At 63.8% G+C, this 19,684-nt stretch carries 22 protein-coding genes; 11 read left to right on the top strand and 11 right to left on the bottom strand.

The window, feature by feature from the left end; translation table 11 throughout:
* Positions 1–49 precede the first annotated feature (49 nt).
* From QCE63_RS25420 to QCE63_RS25400, 5 genes are all read right to left on the bottom strand, one after another.
* The gene (locus QCE63_RS25420) at positions 50–1,531 is read right to left on the bottom strand and encodes a SulP family inorganic anion transporter (RefSeq protein WP_309836885.1); all 1,482 of its coding nucleotides are present in this window, start codon (positions 1,529–1,531) and stop codon (positions 50–52) included.
* A 262-nt stretch (positions 1,532–1,793) separates the two neighbouring features.
* A complete protein-coding gene (locus tag QCE63_RS25415) occupies positions 1,794–2,006 on the bottom strand; it encodes a hypothetical protein (protein ID WP_309836882.1) in 213 nt (70 codons plus the stop codon).
* A 142-nt stretch (positions 2,007–2,148) separates the two neighbouring features.
* Positions 2,149–3,498: an MFS transporter gene (locus QCE63_RS25410; protein ID WP_309836880.1), complete on the bottom strand. Its 1,350-nt coding sequence runs from the start codon at positions 3,496–3,498 to the stop codon at positions 2,149–2,151.
* 28 nt (positions 3,499–3,526) lie between these two features.
* Positions 3,527–4,336: a TIM barrel protein gene (locus QCE63_RS25405; protein ID WP_309836878.1), complete on the bottom strand. Its 810-nt coding sequence runs from the start codon at positions 4,334–4,336 to the stop codon at positions 3,527–3,529.
* A gap of 17 nt (positions 4,337–4,353) precedes the next feature.
* Positions 4,354–5,097, bottom strand: a complete 744-nt coding sequence (locus tag QCE63_RS25400; protein ID WP_309836876.1) for an SDR family NAD(P)-dependent oxidoreductase — start codon at positions 5,095–5,097, stop codon at positions 4,354–4,356.
* A 118-nt stretch (positions 5,098–5,215) separates the two neighbouring features.
* Here QCE63_RS25400 and QCE63_RS25395 point away from each other — a divergent pair, with 118 nt between their 5' ends.
* Positions 5,216–6,130 (top strand): LysR substrate-binding domain-containing protein, encoded by a 915-nt coding sequence (locus QCE63_RS25395; protein ID WP_309836875.1) that lies wholly within the window; start codon positions 5,216–5,218, stop codon positions 6,128–6,130.
* 44 nt (positions 6,131–6,174) lie between these two features.
* Here the strand turns inward: QCE63_RS25395 and QCE63_RS25390 are convergent, their stop codons facing one another.
* A complete protein-coding gene (locus tag QCE63_RS25390; protein ID WP_309836874.1) occupies positions 6,175–7,074 on the bottom strand; it encodes a LysR family transcriptional regulator in 900 nt (299 codons plus the stop codon).
* A gap of 157 nt (positions 7,075–7,231) precedes the next feature.
* Between QCE63_RS25390 and QCE63_RS25385 the strand changes: the two genes are divergently transcribed.
* On the top strand, positions 7,232–7,978 hold the full coding sequence (locus QCE63_RS25385; RefSeq protein ID WP_309836873.1) for a glucose 1-dehydrogenase: 747 nt from the start codon (positions 7,232–7,234) through the stop codon (positions 7,976–7,978).
* Positions 7,979–7,995: 17 nt separating this feature from the next.
* Complete coding sequence (locus tag QCE63_RS25380) at positions 7,996–8,742, top strand: SDR family oxidoreductase (RefSeq protein WP_309836872.1); 747 nt, start codon at positions 7,996–7,998, stop codon at positions 8,740–8,742.
* A gap of 27 nt (positions 8,743–8,769) precedes the next feature.
* Here QCE63_RS25380 and QCE63_RS25375 read toward each other — a convergent pair whose 3' ends face one another.
* The gene (locus QCE63_RS25375) at positions 8,770–9,453 is read right to left on the bottom strand and encodes a LuxR C-terminal-related transcriptional regulator (protein ID WP_309836871.1); all 684 of its coding nucleotides are present in this window, start codon (positions 9,451–9,453) and stop codon (positions 8,770–8,772) included.
* A gap of 430 nt (positions 9,454–9,883) precedes the next feature.
* On the opposite strand from QCE63_RS25375, the gene QCE63_RS25370 reads away from it, so the two are divergent.
* The 6 genes from QCE63_RS25370 to csgH all read left to right on the top strand — a co-directional run bounded on the left by QCE63_RS25370 (position 9,884) and on the right by csgH (position 14,495).
* A complete protein-coding gene (locus QCE63_RS25370; RefSeq protein WP_309836870.1) occupies positions 9,884–10,483 on the top strand; it encodes a CsgE family curli-type amyloid fiber assembly protein in 600 nt (199 codons plus the stop codon).
* Positions 10,484–10,543: 60 nt separating this feature from the next.
* A complete protein-coding gene (locus tag QCE63_RS25365) occupies positions 10,544–10,987 on the top strand; it encodes a curli assembly protein CsgF (RefSeq protein ID WP_309836868.1) in 444 nt (147 codons plus the stop codon).
* A 62-nt stretch (positions 10,988–11,049) separates the two neighbouring features.
* Positions 11,050–11,970: a CsgG/HfaB family protein gene (locus QCE63_RS25360; RefSeq protein ID WP_309836865.1), complete on the top strand. Its 921-nt coding sequence runs from the start codon at positions 11,050–11,052 to the stop codon at positions 11,968–11,970.
* A 40-nt stretch (positions 11,971–12,010) separates the two neighbouring features.
* On the top strand, positions 12,011–12,553 hold the full coding sequence (locus tag QCE63_RS25355) for a hypothetical protein (protein ID WP_309836863.1): 543 nt from the start codon (positions 12,011–12,013) through the stop codon (positions 12,551–12,553).
* A gap of 132 nt (positions 12,554–12,685) precedes the next feature.
* Positions 12,686–14,020, top strand: coding sequence for a hypothetical protein (locus QCE63_RS25350; protein WP_309836862.1), 1,335 nt, complete (start codon positions 12,686–12,688; stop codon positions 14,018–14,020).
* A gap of 163 nt (positions 14,021–14,183) precedes the next feature.
* On the top strand, positions 14,184–14,495 hold the full coding sequence (csgH, locus tag QCE63_RS25345) for a curli-like amyloid fiber formation chaperone CsgH (protein WP_309836860.1): 312 nt from the start codon (positions 14,184–14,186) through the stop codon (positions 14,493–14,495).
* Positions 14,496–14,521: 26 nt separating this feature from the next.
* On the opposite strand, the gene QCE63_RS25340 is transcribed toward csgH, so the two are convergent.
* Positions 14,522–14,902 carry a lipocalin-like domain-containing protein gene (locus QCE63_RS25340; RefSeq protein ID WP_309836858.1) on the bottom strand — a complete coding sequence of 127 codons (381 nt, stop codon included), beginning with the start codon at positions 14,900–14,902 and terminating at the stop codon, positions 14,522–14,524.
* 179 nt (positions 14,903–15,081) lie between these two features.
* Between QCE63_RS25340 and QCE63_RS25335 the strand changes: the two genes are divergently transcribed.
* Positions 15,082–16,188, top strand: a complete 1,107-nt coding sequence (locus tag QCE63_RS25335; protein WP_309836857.1) for a porin — start codon at positions 15,082–15,084, stop codon at positions 16,186–16,188.
* A gap of 5 nt (positions 16,189–16,193) precedes the next feature.
* Here the strand turns inward: QCE63_RS25335 and QCE63_RS25330 are convergent, their stop codons facing one another.
* Positions 16,194–16,961 carry an NAD(P)H-binding protein gene (locus QCE63_RS25330; RefSeq protein WP_309836856.1) on the bottom strand — a complete coding sequence of 256 codons (768 nt, stop codon included), beginning with the start codon at positions 16,959–16,961 and terminating at the stop codon, positions 16,194–16,196.
* A gap of 103 nt (positions 16,962–17,064) precedes the next feature.
* Here QCE63_RS25330 and QCE63_RS25325 point away from each other — a divergent pair, with 103 nt between their 5' ends.
* Positions 17,065–18,531 carry a PLP-dependent aminotransferase family protein gene (locus QCE63_RS25325; RefSeq protein ID WP_309836854.1) on the top strand — a complete coding sequence of 489 codons (1,467 nt, stop codon included), beginning with the start codon at positions 17,065–17,067 and terminating at the stop codon, positions 18,529–18,531.
* On the opposite strand, the gene QCE63_RS25320 is transcribed toward QCE63_RS25325, so the two are convergent.
* Positions 18,519–19,151 (bottom strand): NAD(P)H-dependent oxidoreductase, encoded by a 633-nt coding sequence (locus tag QCE63_RS25320; protein ID WP_309836852.1) that lies wholly within the window; start codon positions 19,149–19,151, stop codon positions 18,519–18,521. The two genes, QCE63_RS25325 and QCE63_RS25320, sit on opposite strands and share 13 nt — an antisense overlap.
* The gene (locus tag QCE63_RS25315; RefSeq protein WP_309836850.1) at positions 19,148–19,612 is read right to left on the bottom strand and encodes a GNAT family N-acetyltransferase; all 465 of its coding nucleotides are present in this window, start codon (positions 19,610–19,612) and stop codon (positions 19,148–19,150) included. Before QCE63_RS25315 ends, QCE63_RS25320 begins: the two co-directional genes overlap by 4 nt.
* Positions 19,613–19,684 lie beyond the last annotated feature (72 nt).

Raw genomic sequence — 19,684 nt, 5'->3', positions numbered from 1 at the left:
GAAGCAGCGAAGCGCCGCGCTTCGCTGCGTTGCCTGCGTTGCCTGCGTGTCAATGCGTGGGTTCGGCGTGCGTCGCGGACGTCTTGTCGTGCGTGGCGTACTTCTCGATCATCGTCGCGCTCGCGCGATTCAAACCCGTCACGTCCACCGCGATCCCGTTGCGGCGGAACTTGTTCACGATGCGGTCCAGCGCATCGATGGCCGTGATGTCCCAGAAGTGCGCATGCGACAGATCGAGCCGCACCGCGCGCACCCGTTCCTTGAAGTCGAACTCCGCCACCAGCGCTTCCGACGACGCGAAGAACACCTGCCCGCGCACCACATAGCGGCGCTCGCTCGCGGCTTCGTCGAGCGTGGATTCCACGGCCAGCACGCGGCGCACCTTCGACGTGAAGAACAACGCCGAGAGCAGCACGCCGACCCCGACGCCAATCGCCAGATTGCCCGTTGCCACGACCACGATCACGGTGGCCAGCATCACCGCCGACGAACTCTTCGGATGCGTGCGCAGATTGCCGATCGACTTCCAGCTGAACGTGCTGATCGACACCATGATCATGACCGCGACGAGCGCGGCCATCGGAATCTGCTTGACCCACGGGCCGAGGAACACCACCAGCACCAGCAGGAACGCGCCGGCCACGAAGGTGGACAGACGCTGCCGTCCGCCTGACTTCATGTTGATGACCGTCTGGCCGATCATCGCGCAGCCCGGCATGCCGCCGAGAAAGCCCGCAACGATGTTCGCGCAACCCTGGCCGCGGCATTCGCGATTCTTGTCGCTGGGGGTGTCGGTGTAGTCGTCGACGATGGCGGCCGTCATCAGCGACTCCAGCAGCCCGACGATGGCGATCGCCACCGAATACGGGAACACGATGCGCAGCGTATCGAACGAGAAGGGCACTTGCGGGAACGCGAACACCGGCAGGCGGTCGGGGAACTGGCCCATGTCGCCGACCGTGCGCAGTTGCAGATGCAGGGCCATGGAGATGGCCGTCATGACGATGATGCAGATGAGCGGCGACGGCACCGCCTTGGTCAGGCGCGGCAGCAGATAGATGATGGCGAGGCCGCTCGCGACCATCGCGTAGACGTACCAGGGCTGCGCGTTAAGCTGTGGCAATTGCGCGAGAAAGATCAGGATGGCCAGCGCGTTGACGAAGCCGGTGATGACCGAGCGCGACACGAAGCGCATCAGCGCGCCCAACCGCGCAAATCCGGCGCCGATTTGCAGGATGCCGGCGAGGATGCCCGCGGCCAGCACGTATTCGACGCCATGTGTCTTGACGAGCGACGACAGCAACAGCGCGACGGCGCCGGTGGCCGCCGAGATCATGCCGGGCCGGCCGCCCGCGATCGACGAGACCACCGCGATGCTGAACGCGGCGTACAGGCCGACCTTCGGATCGACGCCCGCGATGATGGAAAAAGCCAGCGCTTCGGGAATCAGCGCCAGTGCGACGACGATGCCGGCAAGCACGTCGGCGCGCACGTTCGAGAGCCATTCCTCGCGCAATGTGTGGGTCTTCATGGGTGAACCTGGATGGAGAATGAGTGCAACGACCGCGGGCGCGGTCACGCGATGCATGCGCTGCGCGGCGCTCACATGGGCGATGCCGGCGACGCACGTCATAGGTCCGCGAACCCCTGTCGGTCAGATGGATGTGACGAAGGAGGCTCGCGATACGCTACATAGGTGTCTGGACGGGGGCTAGTGCTGGAAGGAGAGCGCCGCAAGGGCTGCGGCGCGGGGGGATTTTAACCGATCGCCTGTGCGTCCGGCTGGATCAGGGTCAAGCGGCTCCGCAGCGGGGCGCGCAGTCGATATATTCAAAGCCGGCAGCAATCGCGAAACGGATCGCGTCTTCCACATTCGGGAACGCGCCCGGCAGCCGGACGGATCGTTCAGTGCCGTCGAGATCCTGGATGCGCGCCGTCGCGGCAAACATGTCGCCGTGCCGGATCGCTGCCGGCGTGACCATCATGTCCCTGTAGCTGAAGACCAATTCGTTCTCTCCCTGAAAGCGCTGCGGATCGGGTCGAACGGTCGTCCGGCCCCCTTTGCTTCACGTTTATCGGCAGGGGGGCAGGGTTCTTTATGGTTTTGTTCAACAGGGCGGGGTGCGTTTCCCGGACCGCATCTCGTCTTCAGCCAGAGTGCTTCCCAAGGCGCTCGAGCGGAACGTCATACGTTTCCCTCATCGAATAAATCGACACCGCGGACAACAGACACACGAACGCCGTGAAGACGGCCGGCATCACCCACGGCGCGGTGCCGAACTTGCCGATCAGCGCCGTTTCGATCAGCGGTGCAAAGCCGGCGATCGCGAAGCCGAATTGAGTGCCGATCGCCATGCCTGAGAGTCTCACTTGCGTGGGAAAGCGCTCGGCGTACGTCGCCGGCCAGACGGCGTTCGTGATGCTGTAGACGACGCCGCCCAGAAAAACGCCCGTCGCGAGCACGAGCGCATCGCTTCCGGTCGTGATCGACCAGAGAAAGATCGCGGCGGCAATCGCACACAAGATGTTGCCCGCGATGAATACCGGACGCCGCCCGATGCGGTCGGAGAGCGTCGCATAGACCGGGATCGTGAACACCGCGATCAGATTGCCGATGATCGCTGTCCACAGCATCGTCGATGTACTGATGTGATGGTCGAATGTGCGCGAGAACGACAACGCGAATACGGCGAATGTCGTCCCAACGGATGCGATCAGCGCCGCGAAGAACACTTGCAGCAGTTCCTTGCGATACGTCGTGAGGAGCGTCTTGAGCGGCGCGCGCGGAACGTCGCCGTGCGACGCCTCGCTCTGGAACGCGGGCGTTTCTTCGAGCCGCGAACGGACGATGAAGCCGACGATGACCACCACCGCGCTGAGCCAGAACGGCACCCGCCAGCCCCACGAGAGCAATTGATCTTCCGACAGCAAGGCGGCGAGGGGCAGCACGACGGCGGGCGCCAGCACCTGACCGCCTTGCGTCCCGCTCAGGGTCCAGCTGGTGTAATAGCCGCGACGATGCGCGGGCGCGTGTTCGAACGACATCGAATTCGCGCCGGCCTGTTCGCCGGCCGCCGAGATGCCCTGGAGAATGCGCAACAGGACGAGCAACGCGGGGGCGAGCAGCCCTGCGTTCTGATAACCCGGCAGGCAGCCGACCAGAAACGTGGAAACACCCATCAGAAGCAGGGTGCCGACCATCACGACTTTCCGGCCGAGACGGTCGCCGTAGTGTCCCATCAGGAACGAGCCGAGGGGACGGGCCGCATACGCGACGCCGAACGTGGCCATCGAGGCAAGCGTCGCGGCGGCCAGGTCGCCGGGCGGAAAGAAGATGCGCGGAAAGACCAGCGCGGCTACCGTGCCGTAGATGAAGAAGTCGTAGTACTCGAGCGCACTGCCGATCCATCCGGCGATGGCGGCCTTTCTCGCCTGGCGTCTGCTGTCGGCCGGCTCGGACCGTGTCGTGTCGCCGGTGCGTATCGTGTTTGTCGTCATGTCTGTCTCCGTGTATTTGTTGGAAGTTTCAAATCAGCGGCCACGCACTCTTTCCGAGCAGCCGGCCGGTGGCCTCTCGGACGAGGGCCGCGCGCTTCGTCGCATCCGGTTCGCGAGCGAGCGGCACTTCAGCCGATAGCGGCACGTCCTTCGGCAAAGCATCGAGAAGCGGGAGCAAGGGCAACTCGCCTTCGCCCGGCAAGAGCCGGTTGCCGCGTGCCTCGTCGACCATCCCGGCAGGCGCTGGCGCGTCGATCGGCGCATCGCACAGCTGGACGCTGCCGATCCACGCGGGATCGAGCGCCGCCACCGCTTCGACCGTGCCGCCCGAGCGGAACAGATGCAATGCATCGATCAGCACGAAGGCGTTCTCCTTGTCCACCGCCTTGACGACACCGACTGCGTCTTCGAGCCGGGCGACCGGGCGCCAGATCATGAATTCGATGTCGAGCGCAAGGTTGAACGGCCGGGCGAGATCGCATAGCGCGCCCAGCCGCTCAATCACGCGCGCACGCTCCGGATCGTCGATGTTGATGCATGCGCGACGTGCGCCGAGTTCCGCGCCTGCCTCGAACACGGGGACGTAGTCGTCGATACGCGTATCGGCACCGATACGAACGACTTCGATGTCCGAAACCGCGACATCGTGCGCTTCCATGAGACGCAGCGTGTCGCGCAATTCAGGCGATCCTGCGCGCAGCGGATAAGCAAGCCCGCCGGGAACCGGAGAACACAAGCGGATGCCGACAGCTTTGAATCCCGCTTGCGCGGCCAGTGAAATCAGATCCGGCGGCCCGACGTCGAGCACCGTGAGATGAGCCAGGGAGAGTCTTTTCATTGCACGGTTCCGGTGGCTCAGTAGGTCGCACGTCCGCCGGTCAGATCGAACGCGGCGCCAGTCGTGAACGAGCACTCTTCCGTTGCAAGCCACGCGACCATCGACGCGACTTCGTCGGGACGGCCCGCGCGTCCGAGCGGAATCTTCGCGAGCACGAAATTGCGGGCGTCGGTCGTCATGTTGCGAAGCATCTCTGACTCGATGGCAGCCGGCGTGACGCAATTGACGCGAATCTCCGTGTCCGCAAGCTCCTTGCCCAACGACTTGGTCAATGCAATCACGCCCGCCTTCGACGCGCCATACGCGCCCTGATTCGGATTGCCTTCCTTGCCGCCGACCGACGAAAGGTTGACGATGCGCCCGTGCCGCGCACGGCGCAGATACGGCAGCGTTTCGCGGCAGCAGACGAACACGCCCGTGAGATTGATGTCGATGACCTGTCGCCAGGCATCGATCGCATACGTTTCGACAGGACCAATCGGACCGTTGATGCCCGCTGCGTTGATCAGCACGTCGATGGAGCCGTAGTGTTCGGCGACGGACTTCGCCGCAGCGGCCACGCTCGCGGCATCCGTCACGTTCACCTGAGCCGATGAAGCCGCACGAACGGTTTCGGCCGCCGCCCGGGCGGCGGCGCCGTCGATATCCCACAGCACTACCTTGGCGCCTGAAGCGACGAGTCGTTCGGCGATCGCATAACCGATTGCACCGGAGCCGCCGGTAATGACACACACGCGATGATGCAAATCCAGCTGGTTCATCCTTCTGTCTCCGAGAGTTCGACATCGTTTGAACCGATACTAGGGACTAACGCCCGCTTTGTCGTATGCCGAAAGTCAGCTAACGTATAACTTTTGGTTAATCGTCCGGACGGCCGCCATGCGCTTCAAGCTTCGTCATATGGAGGTGTTTCGTGCGGTCATGCTGACCGGATCGATCAATGCGGCGTCGAAGCTGCTGTTCGTCTCACAGCCCGCTGTCAGCAAGCTGGTGTCGCATGTCGAGACGACGCTCGGTCTGCGCCTGTTCGAGCGCTCGAAAGGCCGTCTGGTGCCGACGGCGGAGGCTCATGCGCTGTTCAGGGAGGTCGAGCAGGTCTATCAGGCGGCAGTGCGCGTGGACGAGTTCGCCCATGCGCTCGCGCTCGGACCGTCGAGTCTTCTGCGGGTGTCGTGCAGTGCTTCGCTGGCGATGAGTGTGGTCGCGCCCGCGCTCGTCGAACTGAAGAAGAGGCTGCCTGCGCTGACGGTAAGCTGGCAGACCACGTTGATGGCCGACATGCCGATGGAACTGCTCAGCAAGGAAGCGGAGGTCGCCATTGCCGCGATGCCGGTCCTGCACGAGCACCTGGAAAACGTTCCGTTCATGGTCGGCAACATGGTCTGCGCGATGCCGGCGGGACACCGGCTGGCGGCTCGACAAGAGGTGTCGCTCGCGGATCTCGTAGACGAGCCTGTTGTGCTGTTCAAGCGCGACATTCCCTTCGGTACGGTCATCGCGCAAGCTTGTCAACAAGCCGGCGTCGAACTCAGGTCGACGATCGATGTGATGCGCGCGGATCAGGCGCTTGCCCTCGTGGAAGGCGGACTGGGCGTGACGATCGTCGACAACTTCGCGACTACGGGAAGTGCGCTGGTCATTCGGCCGCTGCGTGAAGCGATCGGGTTGACCGCGCATTTCGTGTACTCGCGATTTGCGCCGCCGTCGCGGAATGCGAGCGTGTTCATGCAGTCCGTGTACAGGCAGGCGACGCTTCTACAACGTGCGATTCCGGATGCCTTCGTGCCCGAATGACGCAGCGACGCGCGAGCCGCAATGGGCTTGTCGCCACGCCAGCTTCACTCCGCACGCCGCATGCTATTCGCTCTCAACGCCTCCAGTCGCGACAAAAACAACTGGACGATAGGCGCTGCGTTGCCGGGACTCGTGCCGACCACCAGATCGATGGTCGGCGCTTCGCCTTTCAACGGACGGCTGACCACGGACCATGGCATCAGCTTCTGCACGTAGGCCGGGATCAACGTGACGGCCCGCGTCGAAGCGATCAGCGACATCACCATGGCCGGATTGTCGACCCTTTGCGTGACCTCCACTTCGACACCGGCTTTCGTCAGATAGCCATCGATGACCTGCCCCAGCACCTTCGCTTTATCCGCCATTGCGATGAACGGCTGGTGCCGCAAGTCCTCCGGGCGCACGCTTTTACGTGCGGCCAACGGATGATCGCTCGGCATCAGCACGACCAGCGGCTCTTGGCCGATGATCCGGTAGTCGAGACCGTGGCCGGGCTCGGCGCGCATGAACGCGACGTCGAGCTTGCCGTGCGCGAGCGCGCTGGCCAGTTCCGTCGAGTAGTCGCTCGTGACGGTGACCTCGATGTTCGGCAACTTGTCGCGCAACAGATGCATCGCCTCGGTCAGCCAGGTCATCTCCTGACCGGTCAAAAAGCCCAGCGCCAGGCGCGGTTTGGCGGGCTGCGCCGCGCGTCGCGCCGCTTCGACGGCGGCGTCCACCTGGGCCATCGCGAGCCGCGCATGATCGAGAAACGCGCGACCTGCGTCGGTCAACTCGACGCCGCGCGCACTGCGCTGCAACAGCGCCGTGCCGATCCGATCCTCGAGATCGCGAATCTGCCGGCTCAACGACGGCTGTGACGTGTGCAGCCGGCTGGCGGCTGCCTCGGTCAGGCTGCCGGTCTCAGCGACCGCAATGAAATAGCGCAAATGCCGTAGTTCCATCGCCCGGTTCTCCATGCCTGCTAGGCATGCCCACCCGCCTCGAAAGTCTTTCTCAACGGCGCAACGGGCGCCTACATTAAGTCCTGTCCGACCCGAATCCAGTTGCGAAGGTGACCCCGAGTCATGCATCGCAGCAATACCTTACAGGAGTTTCACCATGAGTCAGCCCGTTGTTCTCATCACCGGTGCATTGACCGGCATCGGTCGCGCCACCGCCTTTGCTTTTGCTCGCTCCGGCGCGAAGCTTGTCGTCTCTGGCCGTCGTCCGGCCGAGGGCGCCGCGCTCGAAGCCGAACTGCGCGAACTCGGCGCCGAGGCCCGCTTCATCCAGGCCGACGTACGGCACGACGACGAAGTCCGCGATCTCGTTGACCAGACCGTCGCCCGCTTCGGCAGGCTGGATGTCGCGGTCAACAACGCTGGCACGGAAGGCACGCCGGGACCGATCACCGACGTCTCGCCGGACAGCTACGCAGCGACCTTCGACACCAACGTGCTGGGCGTGCTGTTGAGCCTCAAGCACGAACTGCGCATCATGGCCGCGCAACGATCGGGCAGCGTGATCAACATCTCGTCGACCTATGGCCACGAAGGCGCGGCCTATGCGGTGATCTACGCCGGCAGCAAGCACGCGGTGGAAGGGTTCACGAAATCGGCGGCGCTGGAAGTTGCCGGCACCGGCGTGCGCGTCAATGCGGTGGCGCCCGGACCGACGGACACCGGCATGCTCGACCGCTTCACCGGCACCGCCGAGCGCAAGGCCGCCCTCGCGGGCAAGGTGCCGCTCGCGCGGATCGGCGCGCCCGAGGACATCGCGGCAGCGGTGCTTTATCTGGCGTCCGACGGCGCTGCGTTCGTGACCGGGCAGATCGTCACGGTCGACGGCGGCAAGACCGCGGGCTGAGCATTCAAGGAGCAGACATGGATACGCTGAATGGCAAGACCGCGCTGGTGACGGGCGCATCACGCGGCATCGGCCGCGCCAGTGCGCTGGCGCTGGCACGGGCGGGCGCGCAGGTGCTGGTGCATTATGGCCGCGGCGAGCAGGAAGCCGACGCGGTGGTCGACGAGATACGCCGGGCGGGCGGCACGTCGGAGAAGATCGCTGCGGACCTGCGCGCCGCCGACGGTCCGCATCTGCTTGCGCAGCGCACGCGTGCAATCGTCGGCGACCGTCTCGACATCCTGGTGGCCAATGCCGGCATTGCCGGCTCGGCGACGATCGAAGAGACCACGGTGCAGCAGTTCGACGATCTGTATGCGGTCAACGTGCGTGCGCCGTTCTTCATCGTGCAGCAGCTGTTGCCGGTGTTATGCGAGGGCAGCAGCGTCGTGCTGCTGTCGTCGCTGGTGGCGCACGCGTCGCTCGGTACGCTGGCCGCCTACGCCGCGACCAAAGGCGCGATCGACACGCTGGTCAAACACTTCGCCGCGACGTTGGGCGAGCGCGGCATCCGCGTCAATGCGGTGGCCCCCGGCGTCGTGCCGACCGATATGTCCAGCTTCGCGAAGACGGACGCGGGACGGGATTTCGCGCTCGGCATTCAGGCGCTCAAGCGCATGGCTGAACCCGGCGATATCGGCGCGGCGGTGGCGTTCCTTGCGTCCGACGAGGCGCGCTGGATCACCGGCGATACCTTGCGCGTGGATGGGGGATCGAAGCTTTGATGGAGTGAGCGGAACCCGGCCGTTCACTCACATCACGATGCTCGCGAGCCGCATCAATTCCGACTGACGCGAGCAGCAGGTTTTCTTGAGAATCGCGGCGAGGTGCTTGCGTACGGTGGCCACCGAGAGATCGAGAAGCGTGGCGCATTCAATGACGCTATGGCCGCAGATCAACTCGGACAGTACGCGCGCTTCCGCTTGCGAAAGCCGCAATACGTTCTGCAGCGTTTCGACTTCCGGCCGACGGAAAATGTGGCGTCGCTCGATCCGCAACACGGCGCGCGGCGGCGTTGAGAAAGAGATGTTCGCTTCCGGGGTGATCACGACATGCCAGGCATGTCCCCACGTTCCGGGCAGCACGACGGCACAGGGCATGCCGGGAGCGAGCGCCTTCGCCAGCCTCGAGCGCAGTCCCTGATGTACGTCCGGGTCCTGATGCATGAGTTGTCCATCACGAATCGACAGACCTGCGCCTTCCTTCAGAAGCGTTGCGGCGTTCGACATCTGGCACCTGACGTTCAGATCGACATCGACCGCTATGACGGTCGTCTCTTCGTTGAGCAAGTATTCGATCAGCGCGGCGGCATCGCTGTTCATGGCGTCATCCAGCGCGACGATGCCGGCTGCCGGCATGGGTGCCAGGCTTTCCTGCGCGATCGTCAGACCGTCGTCGCCGACCGCCAAATCCCCGAATACATCCAGCATTTCCATTCCCCTCTGCGGTTCTCTCATTGGCGTTTTTCATGAAACGCTGCTTTGTCGTTGTTGTGCGAGCTCTGTGTTGTCGGACTCGCTTTCATGATCTCCGTCGCTAAGATGCAAAACACATGCCAGTTATCCAAGGCGCTTCCGGACTGGCGTCGCGGCTGAACAAGGGGCGGATGGAAGCGTCGATGCGTGGCGCTGCCTCGCCGTAACACCGTAACGTTTCGCCGTGACACGCGATGCAAGGCATGCATCGGCAGGCGCGAGGTGTTCATTTGAACCATGGACGTCGTTCATGTCCGAACGTGAGAATGCGCACAGACCACAACAAAAACAGACGCACCACGGGGAGACGCTCATGCAACACGCTGTCGATGCAAGGCGATGCTTAAGGCGGCGCAGGCACGCGCTCCTTGCTGTGCTGATCGGCAAGTTGATGAGTGCCGCGGTCTACGCTCAGGATGCGCAGGACGCGGAGTCGCCCGTGAGCGCGCATGGCTCTGCATCGGGAAACGAAGCGCGTGCGCTCGTCACGCTGCCGAATCCGCCCACGCCGGGTCCGCTGACCAAGGTGAGGCCGCTCGCGACGAAGCCCGCCCTCACGGACAGCGCCACGGTCGGCAAGCAGTCGACGCTGAGTGGAAACGACACGCTGGCGACGAGACCCGGCGCGCGCTCCCCCGATGTGACGAATCAGAAGCCGCTCATCGATGCGCTCGGCGGCATCGTGACGAACAACGCCGTGACGCTCGTCGGGCAGGACTTCTACGCCTGGTTCTCGCAGGCATGGACGCAGATGCCGTTGAGCGAGCGCTACATCGTGTCCATGCACGAACGGCCATCCGCCCGCTACGGCAGTCTGGTCTGGGTCGAATACGATCAGCGCCGCGTGTTCGAGGCCTTCTTGCCGATTGCCCGCGCCAATGTGCGGCCCATTGCTGAAAGCGCGGCGGCAAGCGTGCTGCAAACCGTGATGCAGGCCGATATCGCACGCCTGCTGTTTCACGAATCCGATCTCGCAGCAGACGAGCTGTAGTTCGCAGCACCGGGCAGCAAAACAATAAAGCGGTAACGAGACCAACCTACGGGGTGATTCATGAAAACACATCGAGGCCTTTCAAGGCCGCTCCTGCTTGTCGCCATGATCAGTGCCGCATGCACACCTGCTGCGTTCGCGTCGCCGCTCGTGTATGAGCCGGTCAATCCCACCTTTGGCGGCAATCCGTTGAACGGCCCCGTGCTGATGGATCAGGCGACGGCCCAGAACAAGCATCAGGACCCCAGCCTGTCGAGCCTGACCAGCTCACAGTCGACACTCGATCAGTTCAACAGCCAGTTGCAACAAGCCATCCTTTCGCGCGTGGCGAGTTCGGTGACGAGCTCCATTGTGGGCGCGGATGGATCGCTCAAGCCGGGGACGATCAACACCGGTAATTTCTCGATCAACATCGCGCAAATCGCCGGCGGCAACCTGCAAGTGACGACCACCGACAAGACCACGGGATCCTCGACGACCTTCGTGGTCAGCGGCGGGCAGTAACAAAAAGCAGCGGACGTTCTGCGCCGCTATCGACATAAAAAAATCAGGCCACGGGGAAGATGATGAATCGATCAGCAGTTCGCGCGACGCTCGCGCTGGCCAGCGTCGCCGCGCTCACGCTCGGCGGTTGCGCGGTGGCGCCTGAGAGCGTTTCGAGCAATGCCACGCTCACACCGCCCACGCGCATCACGCGGGATCTCGTGCATCTGCCGCCGCCCAAGGGCCGCGTGCTCGCCGCCGTGTACGGTTTCCGCGATCTGACGGGCCAATACAAGCCGTCGCCCGACAGCTCGTTCTCTTCGCAAGTGACGCAGGGCGGCGCGTCCTTCCTGGTGGCGTCCATGCGCGACTCCGGCTGGTTCACGCCGGTCGAGCGGGAGAACCTGCAAGACCTCCTGACCGAGCGCAAGATCATGCGCGCGCTCGAAACGCCGGATGACAAGAATCGCGCTATTCCGCAGATCGGTGCACTCGCGCCGGCGAGCGTGATTCTGGAAGGCGGAATCGTCGCTTATGACTCGAATGTGAGAACGGGCGGCGCGGGCGTGGGCTATCTCGGGATCAGCGGTTCGCAGCAGTATCGTGTGGATCAGGTCACCGTCAATCTGCGCACGGTCGATATCCGCAACGGCCAGATCCTGAACAGCGTATCGACGACCAAGACCATCTATTCGTATCAGGTCGATATCGGCGTCTACAAGTTCGTCGGCTTCAAGGATCTGCTCCAGGCCGAGGCGGGCCTGACGCGCAACGAACCGGCGCAGCTGTGCGTGAAGGAAGCGATCGAATCGGCGGTGGTTCATCTGATCGTCCAGGGCCTGAAGAATCAGACCTGGGCGCTCAAGGATGACAAGGACTGGTACGACCCGACGCTGCAGCGCTATTTGCAGGAAGACCATCGCTATGCGGCTGAAATGGACAAGCTCGATACGCCCTACGACCCGACGAGGATCGACAAGGCCAAGAGCTCGACGGGAAGCTGAGCCGCTTCGTTTCGAAGGCCTCGCTCATCAGGAGAAGCAGATGAAAGACGTGTTCAACGGGAAGCGTATCGCCATGGGTTCGTTGGCATCCCTTATCGGGTGGCTGGCGATCGGGACCGTGATGCTCGCTCATGCAAGCGATCTCTCGTTCACCTCGGACTTCGGTCCGGGCGAACCGGGATTCGCGTCGGGCGGCCAGAGCGCGGCGATCCGTCAGGCGGGCGCGGGCAATGTGGCGAACGCACGGCAGGTGGGCGTCAACGGTTTGAGCATCGGCCAGGCGGGTTTGGCGAATGCGGCCACAGCGCAGCAGAGCGGCGTGCAGAACTGGCAGGCGCTCTCGCAGTCGGGCAACGGCAATCAGTACGCGGGCCTGCAATCGGGTTCTTACAACACGGCCAGCACCACGCAACAGGGCAACGGCAACCATGCATCCATTGCACAGTACGGCTCGGCTAACGATTCGTCCGTCTCGCAACGCGGCAACGGCAATCAGGCGGCCATCATTCAGGCCGGCTCCGGAAGCGGCATCCAGATCCAGCAGACGGGCAACGGAGCAAGAGCGCTGGCGATTGCACGGTAACGCGCAAGACACAAAAGCCCATTTCAGTGCGAGCCGCACAAGGGAGGCGCTCACTTGACGATCAGATCCGGCATGTAGTCGTGAAGTAACAATAACAGCAACATCGTTCATATCTCCAAAGGGGTTATCGCCATGAAGATCAAGACATCCGTCGTCGCAATGGGTTTTTTCGCACTGGCTTCGTCGAGCGCCTTCGCCGTGGCCACGGACAACACCGTGACGGTGAACACCATCGGCGCCTATAACAGTGCGACCGTCAACCAGCAGGACACGAATGGCGACACCGTGACCGTCTCGCAGCAAGGCGGCGTGATCGCGGCCGGTAACACGGCCAATGTGGCGGAGTCGAGCACGAGCGGCAACAACGTGACGATCAACCAGTCGAACGTGCTGAACAGTGCATCGGTGAATACGAGCGGCGGTTCGAAGAACACGACCAACATCAATCAGAGCGGCTTGCTCACTTCGGCCAAGGCTTCGGTCACGCAGACGAGCGAGGTGCAGAACAAGGTCGATATCACGCAGTCTGGTCTGCTCAGCGCGTCGACCGCGACCGTCAACTCCAACAGCGGCACCGGCAATGCGACGTCGATCAACCAGACCAATATCAACACCGCAAGCGTGGCGCAGAACGTCGGGTCCGACAACACGACGGGTATTCGTCAGAGCGGCCTCTACAACAAGGCCTCGGTGAATCAGGCGTCCTCGACGGGCAATACGACCAACATCCAGCAAAGCGGGACGTCGGCCAATGCAAGCGTGAATCAGACGGCCAGTTACATCAACACGACGAACATCGCGCAGCGCAACGCTTCAGCAACGGCCACGGTCACGCAAGTGGGCACGCTCGGCAACACGACGACGATCGATCAAGGCGGCTCGAACAATACGGCAAACGTCGCACAGACCCTGTCGGCGCTCGAGCAGTCCAGCGTGACGCAGGGCGGCTCCGGCAACACGGCGAACGTGTCGGGACTGCTGGCGCTCGGCGGTACGGTGTCGGTGACGCAATCGGGCTCGGCGAGCACGGCCGCGGTGGCTCAATCGAACGAAATCGGTTCGAGCGCGACCGTCTCGCAAAGCGGCTCGGGCGTGAACACGATCGCAACCTTGCAACAGAGCGGCAACGGCAACGAGATCACCTCGACGCAGATCTCGACCGGCAACGCGGTGAATGCGGCCACGCTGTCGCAAGTCGGTGCGACGAACTCGAAGCTCGATCTGACGCAGAACGGCAGCGGCCACACGGCGATCGCGTATCAGGCCGGCGTGGAAGAAACGTTGCTTGCTTCGCAGACCGGCACGGCCAACGAGTTGTACGCGTCGCAATCCGGCAGCAACAACCGCATCTCGGCGACGCAGTCTCTGTCGAACAACTATGCGTCGATTGCACAGGCGGGATCGGGGAACGTCGCGACCGTCTCGCAAGCGGGCAGCCACAATTCGGCGACCATCAGCCAGCGTTGATCGCGTAGGTCCAGGCGTTCCTTTCGTGGCCTGACCCGGACAGTCATGCCCCAGGCTGTCCGGTCGATGTGTGTGTTTGCCCTGCGTGATCGGAGTGATTTTCCAGCTTCGGCGCGCGGGGCGTTTTGTGGTCGCGGGGCGTTTCGCCGACAAGGAGTCCAGCATGCTCGCGCTATCCGATGTCCTCGTTTCCTTTGATGTCGCTTCTGCCAATGGTGCGATCCGCGTGGTGCCGTATGTTGTCAGCGTAAGCGATACCGATCTCGGTTATGACCTGCGCGTGTTTCGCTCAGGCGCATTGGGAACCTCGAACGTGGCTCAAATGGGCAGGCTGCGGTTGCGCGCAGGCGAGAGCCATGCGGTATCGACGCTGAAGGTGTCGTCCGTCAAGGGCGATGTCTGCAAGGTCAGCATCACGCTGACGCAGGCTGGGCGGGTGATACGCACGTTCAGTACCGATTGCGGGACGCGTTAGCGCATTGCGCTGACGTGGCGGCTGCATCATTCCAACCGCCGCATCATTACTTCGGCAGTGCCGCCGCTCGAGCCCGGCGTTTTCCATTCGAGCGGGTCCCCGTCGACGGTGAAGGGTCGCTTCCGCTCGACGCCGTTCCAGTTCGGGAACGAACTGCTGGCGATATGGAAAGTGATGGTCTTGTCAGACTCGTCCACGGTGTAGGTGCCGAAGTGGGCGATCATGCCCTGGACCACCGCCTTGTTTTCGTCTGGGGTGTTGTCCATCCGGCTGCCGGATGCGAACTTCGCCCTATCGTCGCGAATGGTCATCAGAATGTAGTGACCGTTGGCGGTTGTGTAGGCGATCGTTGAACCGATCAACATCGCCTGAGCACGACCGGCAAAAACATTGACGTGTTTCATCATGCTTCTCCGCGGCCTTCCTCACGATGGGACTTTCGTCACGCCGGCCGATGAATCTGGCTCGCCCGCTGTGTTTCAACGCTCCGCACCTAACCCAACCCTCTTCCCGAGTTAGTGCTATGGTCGCGTGAACCGCTTCCTTGCCCATCGCCAAGGACAGAACCAGACGGAGACGCCGGCTCATGAAACCGCATGCCTGGAACGCAGGAGCGTTGCTCCTGTTCGCCTCCACCGCCTTCGCCCAGTCCACCGTCACGATGTACGGCCGCATTGACGGCGGCATCGAATACCTGAATCACATTGCAAACGGCGCCAACGGCAACACCTCGCGCTGGAGCGCGGAGGGCGGCGACTGGGGCACCAGCATGTGGGGGTTGAAAGGCAATGAAGACCTGGGCGGCGGCCTGAGCGCGGTCTTCGATCTCGAAACCGCCATACAGATCATGAATGGCACAACTGGCGGCGGGCGTCTATGGTCCCGCCGCGCCTACGCCGGCCTGAACTCGAAGACATGGGGGCAAATCCAGGCGGGCCGCAATCTCTTCATCGACAGCGACGGCGTCTGGGAATTCGACCCCTTCGTCCAGGAAGCGGTGTCGTCGGCGTCGCTGGTGCGGGGCCGCAACTGGCAGCAGTCCAGCAATAACGTCGAGTACCACAGCCCGGTGTTCCATGGCGTCGACGTGCAGGGGCAATATGCGTTCGGCAACCAGCCGGGCGCGTTCAATCGCGGCGCGCCGGGCGAGTTCGGCCGCTCCGAAGGCATCATGCTGAGCTACCATTCGACGCTGCTCGACCTGCGCGGCATCTACGACGAACTCCGCAGCCAGGACGGCAAGCTCGACAACATCTTCCAGGCATCGCGGGAATATTTCGTCGGCGCGAATGTGAAGGTGGACAAGTGGAAGCTGCAGATGGCCTACACGCACTACGCCGCGCCCGACTCGCCGGCGGGCGTGGCCGACAGCGCCGATCACTACTGGCTCGGCGCCACGTATCAGGCCACGCCCGCCTGGGCGGTCACGGCGGCGGGCTTTTATATTCATGTCGGCGCGGGCAGCGGCGACGCGGCGCACGATCCCGCGAGCCATGCCACGCTCTACGCGCTTGGCACCACCTACAACTTCACCAAGCGCACCTTCCTGTACGGCACGGTGGCCTACGTGCGCAACAGCGCGAACGGCACGTTCTCCGTGTTCGCGACGCCGCGCGACGCGTCCAGCCCGACAAGTCCGCTCGCGGGCGAATCGCAGACCGGCGCGTATGTCGGGATGATGCACATCTTCTAGACGCTTCAGGCGGTGGCGAGCGGCTTCTGGCGGGCACGGTCCAGCCAGGCGCCGAGACTCGTGCGGCCGTGCCGCGCCGCGCCCATCGGCACGAGAGAACGCTCCCTCATCACGCCGCCGAAGTAGGTGGCCTTGTCGTCGGCGATGACCCGGCGGCCATCGCGCACGGCTCGCAGGTAAGTGCCGATGAACGCATGCATCGCACCCTGCTCGGGACCGGCGATATCCACGATGCCGTTCAGCGGCGCGCCCAGCGCGATCTCCGCGATGATGGCCGTGACGTCGTCGGCGGCGATGGGCTGGAACTGATGCGGCGAGAGCCGCGCCGTGCCCTCGACGGTGCTCAGGTCGGCAATGGTGCCCAGGAACTCGAAGAACTGCGTGGCACGCACGATCGAATACGGCACGCCCGATTCCGCGATCAGCGCTTCCTGCACGCACTTCGCCGCGTAGTACGCATTGCCCTTCATACGGTCCACACCGACGATCGACAGCACGACATGATGCTGCACGCCCGCTTCGCGCTCGGCCTGAAGCAGGTTGCGCGTGGCGTCGCGGAAGAAGGCCATGACGGCTTCGCGGTCGTGCGTCGGCGGATTGGTCACGTCGATCACGACTTGCGCGCCGCGCAGCGCGTCGGCAAGGCCCGCGCCGGTGATGGCATTGACGCCCGTGCTCGGCGATGCGGCGACCGCCTCATGACCCTTCTCGCGCAGCAAGGCCACGGCCTTCGTCCCGATCAACCCGGTCCCGCCGATGACGACGATCTTCATGACACACCTCGTTTGGTTCGTGAAAGTGAAGTCATTGTGTGACAATCATGTCTTAGCCAGAAGGGACAAGAATCAACGATCGGACTAGTCCAAGGATCCTGCCATGCCGAACCCGGAACAGGCGCTGAAGATCGACATTGACCGGCGCCATGCGCTGCCGGTCTACCTGCAGATCTGCGAGCGCTTCAAGGCTGCAATTGCAGCAGGACACCTGAAGCCCGGCGACCGCGTGCCCGCGCTGCGCGGTCTCGCCACGCAGCTGAGCACGGCGCGCGGCACGGTGGAAATGGCCTACGACATTCTCGTCGACGAAGGGTATCTGCAGATGCGCGGCGCGGCGGGCACCTTTGTGTCGTCGTCGCTGCCGGCATCGGTGCTGAAGCCGGCCGCGCGCCGGGGACGCGAACGCTCTGGCGTGCCGCGCGTGAAACCTGCGCCCGCAGCGGGCCCCGGTCACGAAGCCCGGCCGCTGCGTCCCGGACTGCCCGCGCTCGATGCATTTCCGCGCAAGGTGTGGAGCCGCATCATCGCGCACCGGGCGCGCAGCGTGGATCTCGCTTCGCTTACCTATCCCGATCCAGCAGGCTTTGGGCCGCTGCGTGAGCGCATCGCGACGTATCTGGGCCTGTCGCGTGGCGTGGAGTGCGCGCCGGAACAGGTGTTCGTGACCACCGGCTATCGCGCATCGCTCGAACTCATCCTGCGCAGTCTCGCCAAACCGGAGGACAGCGCGTGGTTCGAAGAACCCGGCTATTTTCTGGCGCGTGATTTCCTCGATCAGGCGGGGCTCAAGCTCGCACCCGTGCCGGTGGATCGCGACGGGCTCGATGTCGATGCCGGACGGGCGCTCGCTCCGCACGCGCGCTTTGCCATCGTGACGCCTTCGCATCAGAGTCCGCTCGGCGCCACGCTCTCGCTGGCACGGCGCATGAAGCTGCTCGAATGGGCGGGACAGGCGGGCAGCTGGATCGTCGAGGACGACTACGACAGCGAGTTTCGCTATGCCGGGCGGCCGCTGCCCGCGCTGAAGAGCCTCGATGTCGACGACCGCGTGATCTATTGCGGCACCTTCAGCAAGGTGTTGTTCCCTGGTTTGCGGCTGTCCTACGTGGTGGCGCCCGAGCGGGCCATTGCGTGCTTCGCGCAGCTTACGAAGAGCATGAACGCCGGACCGCCTTATCTGTTGCAGGCGGCGGTGGCGGACTTCATCGCGCAAGGGCATTTCGCACGGCATCTCAAGCGCATGCGCGCGCTCTATGCAGAGCGCCGCGAGGTCTGCGCACGGGCGCTGGAGAAAGCGTTCGGCGACAAGGTGCACATCGAACGGCCTGCGGGCGGCATGCATCTCGTGATGCTGTTCAACAACGGCCGCACCGGCCCCGTCGATGATCTCGCCATCGTCGCCCGCGCGCAGGAAGCGGGACTGGGCGTGAGTGCGCTGTCGGCGTGGCATATCGGCGCACGCACGAAGCGCACCTTGCGCGGCGTGGTACTGGGTTTCGCGAACGTCGCCGACGAAGCCGAAGCGGCACGGCTCGCGCGCCTGCTGCGGCGCGCTTATGACGGTTGAGCTGAGTGAGTGACGGCGCTGTCGGACGTGAACAGCGCGTGTTGCTCGAATTCATCGCGCGCCGCGTTCAGTGCTGCCGTCACGGCCTCGTCGCCGCGCACGAGACCTTGCAGCAGCAGGAAATGCACGTTCGTCACGCCGATGCAACCCAACGCATAGCGCAGGTAAGGCGTCAGGAAATCCTGCTGCAACGCATGCTCGCCGCTGTGATGGCCGCCCGATCCGACGATCACGAAAGCCGGCCGGTCGCGCATCAGCCCGACCTTGCCCTCTGGCGTCGACGCGAAGGTGCGATGAATGCGCAACACGTAATCGATCCACAGCTTGAGCGCGGCGGGTACCGTGAAGTTGTGCATCGGCGTGTTGATGATGAGCACGTCGGTGGTTTCGACTTCGCGTATCAGTTCTTCCGAAACATCGAAGTGGCGTATGTCCGGCTCGCGCGACGTGATGGCGCGCGCGTAGTCGAGAGTGACCGGCGGCAGCGGCTGCGCGGCAAGGTCGCGTTCGACAATCTGCACGCGCGCACGCCTGCCCAGCTTGCCGATCATGTCGAGCGCCAGCCGGTAGCCGTGGCTCGCTTCGCTGTGCGGGCTCGCGTTGATGAACAGCAATTTCATTGCGCGGCCTCCTCGTGGGTGGAGTGCAACGGCTCGACGAAATGCATGCCTTGCGCGAGCAGACCGTTGCGGAAATAGAAGCGCTGCGCGAGCGCCATGTGCAGGCCGGTATCGAGCACGAGATGCGCGCAGTCCGAGCGGCGCGCGATGTCGCGCACCTGATCGATCAGCTGCGCGCCTACGCCGCTGCGTTGCAGCCGCGCGGTGACGACGAGATCGTCGACATAGAGGAAGCGGCCGTACAGCGTGTTCGTTTGCAAGCGATAGCCGGCGAGACCGAGAATCACGCCATGGGCATCGCAGGCGGCAAGCAGGCGGTAGCGCTCTTCGCGCTGAGCCTGCATGCGGGTGACGAAAGCAGCGGCGTCGGTCAAATGCGGGCGCAGTTCCTTCACGACCGGAAAGGCGCGGGTCCATTCATCAGGTGAATCGAGATGCCGGAATTCGATTGTCGTGTCCATGCGTGTTCTCCACGTTGCATGATTTACACGATACCGGCTCGATGACTCAGTCAGAAGGGCCAAGAATCGGGC

The organism is Caballeronia sp. LZ065 (genome assembly GCF_031450975.1).
Taxonomy (GTDB): domain Bacteria; phylum Pseudomonadota; class Gammaproteobacteria; order Burkholderiales; family Burkholderiaceae; genus Caballeronia.
This window is presented reverse-complemented; position numbering and strand designations above follow the sequence as displayed.

Bases quoted from the DNA above. Each gene is read 5' to 3' on its own strand.
- QCE63_RS25420 (WP_309836885.1), bottom strand. From the start codon at position 1,531: ATGAAGACCCACACATTGCGCGAGGAATGGCTCTCGAACGTGCGCGCC.
- QCE63_RS25410 (WP_309836880.1), bottom strand. From the start codon at position 3,498: ATGACGACAAACACGATACGCACCGGCGACACGACACGGTCCGAGCCG.
- QCE63_RS25405 (WP_309836878.1), bottom strand. From the start codon at position 4,336: ATGAAAAGACTCTCCCTGGCTCATCTCACGGTGCTCGACGTCGGGCCG.
- QCE63_RS25400 (WP_309836876.1), bottom strand. From the start codon at position 5,097: ATGAACCAGCTGGATTTGCATCATCGCGTGTGTGTCATTACCGGCGGC.
- QCE63_RS25395 (WP_309836875.1), top strand. From the start codon at position 5,216: ATGCGCTTCAAGCTTCGTCATATGGAGGTGTTTCGTGCGGTCATGCTG.
- QCE63_RS25390 (WP_309836874.1), bottom strand. From the start codon at position 7,074: ATGGAACTACGGCATTTGCGCTATTTCATTGCGGTCGCTGAGACCGGC.
- QCE63_RS25385 (WP_309836873.1), top strand. From the start codon at position 7,232: ATGAGTCAGCCCGTTGTTCTCATCACCGGTGCATTGACCGGCATCGGT.
- QCE63_RS25380 (WP_309836872.1), top strand. From the start codon at position 7,996: ATGGATACGCTGAATGGCAAGACCGCGCTGGTGACGGGCGCATCACGC.
- QCE63_RS25375 (WP_309836871.1), bottom strand. From the start codon at position 9,453: ATGGAAATGCTGGATGTATTCGGGGATTTGGCGGTCGGCGACGACGGT.
- QCE63_RS25370 (WP_309836870.1), top strand. From the start codon at position 9,884: ATGAGTGCCGCGGTCTACGCTCAGGATGCGCAGGACGCGGAGTCGCCC.
- QCE63_RS25365 (WP_309836868.1), top strand. From the start codon at position 10,544: ATGAAAACACATCGAGGCCTTTCAAGGCCGCTCCTGCTTGTCGCCATG.
- QCE63_RS25360 (WP_309836865.1), top strand. From the start codon at position 11,050: ATGAATCGATCAGCAGTTCGCGCGACGCTCGCGCTGGCCAGCGTCGCC.
- QCE63_RS25355 (WP_309836863.1), top strand. From the start codon at position 12,011: ATGAAAGACGTGTTCAACGGGAAGCGTATCGCCATGGGTTCGTTGGCA.
- QCE63_RS25350 (WP_309836862.1), top strand. From the start codon at position 12,686: ATGAAGATCAAGACATCCGTCGTCGCAATGGGTTTTTTCGCACTGGCT.
- csgH (WP_309836860.1), top strand. From the start codon at position 14,184: ATGCTCGCGCTATCCGATGTCCTCGTTTCCTTTGATGTCGCTTCTGCC.
- QCE63_RS25340 (WP_309836858.1), bottom strand. From the start codon at position 14,902: ATGATGAAACACGTCAATGTTTTTGCCGGTCGTGCTCAGGCGATGTTG.
- QCE63_RS25335 (WP_309836857.1), top strand. From the start codon at position 15,082: ATGAAACCGCATGCCTGGAACGCAGGAGCGTTGCTCCTGTTCGCCTCC.
- QCE63_RS25330 (WP_309836856.1), bottom strand. From the start codon at position 16,961: ATGAAGATCGTCGTCATCGGCGGGACCGGGTTGATCGGGACGAAGGCC.
- QCE63_RS25325 (WP_309836854.1), top strand. From the start codon at position 17,065: ATGCCGAACCCGGAACAGGCGCTGAAGATCGACATTGACCGGCGCCAT.
- QCE63_RS25320 (WP_309836852.1), bottom strand. From the start codon at position 19,151: ATGAAATTGCTGTTCATCAACGCGAGCCCGCACAGCGAAGCGAGCCAC.
- QCE63_RS25315 (WP_309836850.1), bottom strand. From the start codon at position 19,612: ATGGACACGACAATCGAATTCCGGCATCTCGATTCACCTGATGAATGG.